6 protein-coding genes and 1 pseudogene are annotated in these 3,981 nt (G+C 48.7%); 1 reads left to right on the top strand and 6 read right to left on the bottom strand.

Features of this window, described 5'->3' with window-relative positions; translation table 11 throughout:
- A pseudogene (locus tag EST62_RS12345) lies at positions 1 to 104 on the bottom strand (IS200/IS605 family transposase); the annotation flags it as partial.
- Positions 105 to 263: 159 nt separating this feature from the next.
- On the opposite strand from EST62_RS12345, the gene EST62_RS12340 reads away from it, so the two are divergent.
- Positions 264 to 593 (top strand): hypothetical protein, encoded by a 330-nt coding sequence (locus EST62_RS12340; RefSeq protein ID WP_129052371.1) that lies wholly within the window; start codon positions 264 to 266, stop codon positions 591 to 593.
- 177 nt (positions 594 to 770) lie between these two features.
- Here the strand turns inward: EST62_RS12340 and EST62_RS12335 are convergent, their stop codons facing one another.
- The 5 genes from EST62_RS12335 to EST62_RS12315 all read right to left on the bottom strand — a co-directional run bounded on the left by EST62_RS12335 (position 771) and on the right by EST62_RS12315 (position 3,872).
- A complete protein-coding gene (locus tag EST62_RS12335; RefSeq protein WP_245153651.1) occupies positions 771 to 929 on the bottom strand; it encodes an alpha/beta fold hydrolase in 159 nt (52 codons plus the stop codon).
- A gap of 96 nt (positions 930 to 1,025) precedes the next feature.
- Positions 1,026 to 1,781, bottom strand: coding sequence for a four helix bundle suffix domain-containing protein (locus EST62_RS12330; RefSeq protein ID WP_129052370.1), 756 nt, complete (start codon positions 1,779 to 1,781; stop codon positions 1,026 to 1,028).
- 113 nt (positions 1,782 to 1,894) lie between these two features.
- Complete coding sequence (locus EST62_RS12325) at positions 1,895 to 2,692, bottom strand: SDR family NAD(P)-dependent oxidoreductase (protein WP_129052369.1); 798 nt, start codon at positions 2,690 to 2,692, stop codon at positions 1,895 to 1,897.
- A gap of 69 nt (positions 2,693 to 2,761) precedes the next feature.
- A complete protein-coding gene (locus EST62_RS12320) occupies positions 2,762 to 3,700 on the bottom strand; it encodes a hypothetical protein (protein WP_129052368.1) in 939 nt (312 codons plus the stop codon).
- On the bottom strand, positions 3,690 to 3,872 hold the full coding sequence (locus EST62_RS12315) for a hypothetical protein (RefSeq protein WP_129052367.1): 183 nt from the start codon (positions 3,870 to 3,872) through the stop codon (positions 3,690 to 3,692). The genes EST62_RS12320 and EST62_RS12315 overlap by 11 nt, the downstream gene beginning before the upstream one ends.
- Between the last annotated feature and the right edge of the window lie 109 nt (positions 3,873 to 3,981).

Raw genomic sequence — 3,981 nt, 5'->3', positions numbered from 1 at the left:
TTATCTACTGCCTCGGAAAATACGACACGCCTATACTTTGCAGGACACACAAAATGGTATATGAGTATAGATACATTATGACTTTTATGAATATATATGCTCAATTATTACACTTTTATCTTTAACGAAGCAGAGCTTCGGGGAATATATCCCATAGAGATTCAATTTCTGAATCTTCACAATCAATTACGATTAATGATGAAGGCGATATAAATGAATCAAGTTCGTTTAGCAAGTTTACTGAATCCCAATCAAGAGTCTCATTGCATGGTATTGAAATTCCAACTACTTTGTTCCCCGAATCTTGGAGAAGAAGGAATAATCAAGCGAAGATTTCATGGCCATTCCCACTTGTTTTAGTAGTAGATATTGGAGGCAACAATGACTTGGATTTAAATTCACCAAGGACAGAAATTATTATGAGTGAGAAGTGGATTGACTTTGAAGAAAAGCTTGCCCATATTATTTGTGATGAACTTTCAAAGCAAGTCGCTACAGATTATTGGGAAGAACTTAAAGCCATTTTACTGAAAGAGACCAAGAACGAATCATTTATTAGAAGTTTAAAAAAGGTGACAACGAAAAATGCATAAAACACGAAGCCACAACAAATAATGCGGGAAATGTTTGGCTTTTTTCAAAGTTTAACCGACCCGACATGAACTCCTATTCACTGATCGACTCGCTATGGCAGTAGAGAAGGAAAGGAAAGCAGAGGGCAGAAAAGAGAAACCCCCAACCAGTTCGCTCCGGTTGGGGGTTCTTCTTTTTTACAGGCTTTGCAAATGCTCCAGCAATATTCGGTTAAACATCGCGGGCTGGTCGAGGTTTGAGAGGCGGCCTGCTTCGGGAATCAGTTCGAGCTTCGAGCCGGGAATCAGGGCGTACATTCCGGCGGAAACCGCCGTCGTGGTGGCAATATCCTCCATGCCGTTGACGACGAGCGTCGGGCAGGTGATTTCGGTCAGCAGCTCCGTCGAGTCTCCACGCTCGGCAACAGTCCACCTACCGATCCGCCCTAACTCTCACACCCGCACCACCTCTTTGCAGTCGGGGTAGCCTGAGCAGCCCCAGAAGGGCTTTCCCGCGTTCCGGCCAGCTTTGGCCGTGCGCAACGTCATCGGCCTGCCGCATTTCGGGCATGAGGGGGTCGCCCCGGCAGGCGTCGGCTGACGGTGTGGCTCTGGGCTCTGACGTTCCCGCACGACCAGACGCGAGGCGGCAGGTTGCTCGCTGTGCCCGCCCTCCTCGACGGACGACTCCTCCAGCGCGGCAATTTGTCGGTCGAGCAGGTAGCTCGTCTGATGAATCAGGCAGATGATCGCATTGGCCCGCACTTCGGCCCGCTCATGCTCCAGCCACGGAGCATACAGCGCCCAGCGCTCCGAATCTGAAAGATCGGTCAGATCCGACTGATCCGTCCGCTCTTGCCGGAACCGCTTCGGCACTTCGCGAACAGCTTGCAATTCAGCGCTCGATAGCGCCCATTGCGCCAGACGCCGATGGCGCAGGTAATCCTCGAAATCGAGCAGCAGCTCTTCGAGGCTCGAACGGGCGACGTTGAGCAGCCGCAGCTCCGTCTGCGAAGAGGTCGCCGAAGCGCGGCTGGCTTCCGCGATGTTCTGCCGCCCTGAACGCGCCGCCTGCGTCATCTGGTCGAGCATCCGCGACCGGGAATCGACGAACTTCTCGCAAAACAGGCAGGTGGCATCGTAGATCAGGGTAGCCGTCTGAAAACTGGCGGCACTCCGATAACCGCCACTCGGTCTCAGCTTTTTCATGGTGTTGTCTTATAAGTTCGTTCCTTTGCGCATACCGGTTTTGCCGGTAGAGGGGCGCGCAAAGAACATCAGGGGTTTGAACGATTATACTTTGTAAAAGTACATCTTTCTTCTCAGAATATGAACCGCCGCAGCATCTCGCCGGTCAGTTCCGTAAGTTCCCGCCGGGCGGCGGCATCTCCGGCGACCGGTGAGCAGCGGGCCGGGCGGAGGTTCTCGAAATACTCGCCGTTCCAGCCGTTCCGTGCGATCTCCATCACCGTCCCGAAGACCTCCTCCCCGCCGACCGACGCATCGTCACCGGCAAGCGACCATCCGGCGTGAAGCAGCTTGGTGGCGATCACGCCCGGATCGAGCGAGTTCGAGCGCACGTCGCTTGCCGAGTCGAGCGTGAACATGATGTTGAAGAGCTTGCTCCGAGCGTAGGCGTCGTAGCCCGAATAGTCGCGCTCGCCCTGCATGTTGGCCGGATCGAACACGGCGCTGTGATGATCGACCGAACTCACGTTGAGCACCGATCCGCTGTTGGCGATCAGCGCGGGCTTGACGACGCCCGTCAGCAGGACCGGAGCGAGGTAGTTGACGCAGAAGCTGGTCTCGTACCCTTCCGGTGTGAGCGTTCGCGTCGGCATGTAAACCGCCGCGTTGTTGACGAGCAGATCAAGACCGGGATAGCGCTCAACCAGCTCCCGCCCCATCGAACAGACCGCATCGAGATCGGTGAAGTCCGCCTTCAAAGCCCCAACCGGCTCCACACCCGCAGCCCGCGCAATCTCCGCCGACGCAGCCTTGATCCGCGAAGCACTGCGCCCATGCACGATCACCCGATGCCCAGCCGCCGCGAACCGCTTCGCCGCCGCAAGGCCAATGCCGTCCGTGCTTCCGGTGATGCAGATGGTGAGGGGGGGCATGGTAAGTGGGAAGAAGGTTAGAATTATCAAGCTGATTTGCCTGAAAAGCAACTCAATGAAACATACACTTCATGCCCACATTTTTTCTTTATACGGCATTTTAAAAACCTGTCCGTAAAGATCGTCATTCACGTTCAAGTCAGCAATACCTGCATAATCAAGAAAGGATTGCACAAACTCTTTTTTTACGAAATAATACATCAAAAGCAATAGATAAGCTTTATCTGAAGACCCTCGCCCACCAAACTTAAACCTCATTACACCATATTCTTCATTCATAAAAGCGAGTCGTTCTTTTGTGCTTACAAGAAAAAAATGATTCTGCAAATCAGTGCAATGTCTTGAACAAAAACCAGCGCTAATAGATGCATCGCCTATTTTATTCGCAAGACTAATCAATTTATAATGATGTGATTTATGTTTGCAATTTGGAGGGCAAGTCTCATTAATCAAATATTCAATTTTCTCCATAAAACCGTCACAATAAACATTGTTCAATTCTGGCGGTATCGCCACACTCTCATAACGAGAAAAATCTATAGAGTCAAAACTTGACTTTAAGTCTGGTTGCGAATAAAAATGAATTAATGACAATGATACCTTCAATGAGGGATAATTATTACGAACATATTTTTCCAACAATGCAGAATTCACTATAACACCATTCTGATGACTTTGAGATAAAATTTTCAAGACCTCATTACAATAGGCATCACTCAAATCTATCTTATCAATAAAATGATTCGTTAGAGTCAGATACACACCAACACCAAGCCTATTATACGCGACCAAAAGCTCTTCAACTTCAGATAAAGGCATCTTCTCTGGGCTAACATTTGTCCTTCCGCCTGCCCATATCATATTTGGAAAGCTATCATAAACTTTTTTTATAAAAACATTCTCATATGAGGCCTCATGTCTTATCCTCAAATATTCAAGCATAGGAAGCAAGATATGCCTTTTCTCAAAAAAACCACCCAAAGAAAAAAACATTATTTTATTTTGCATCACCCCTCCATAACGCAACAAATTCGCTTATTGGAACACCACCGCCAAACAGTTTTTCAAAATATTCATAATACTCTTTATACCACTCTGCACCACGACCAACTTCTGACTTATAATTAACAGCATACTTAAAAACACGTCCATCAGAGCCTTTAATAAATGGATATGCCATACCAACTTGCTCAGAATAAAGGATCCTCGAAGCAGAGCTTCGAGGTATTTAGAAGAGTTGGAGCTGCTGTGAATGCAACTTTTTATACTCAATTTCTCGACCTTGACTC

Origin of the sequence: Chlorobaculum sp. 24CR (genome assembly GCF_004118635.1) — a bacterium.
Taxonomy (GTDB): Bacteria; Bacteroidota; Chlorobiia; order Chlorobiales; family Chlorobiaceae; genus Chlorobaculum.
Note: the sequence above shows the minus strand (reverse complement) of the source record. Positions and strands in the feature narration are given on the sequence as shown.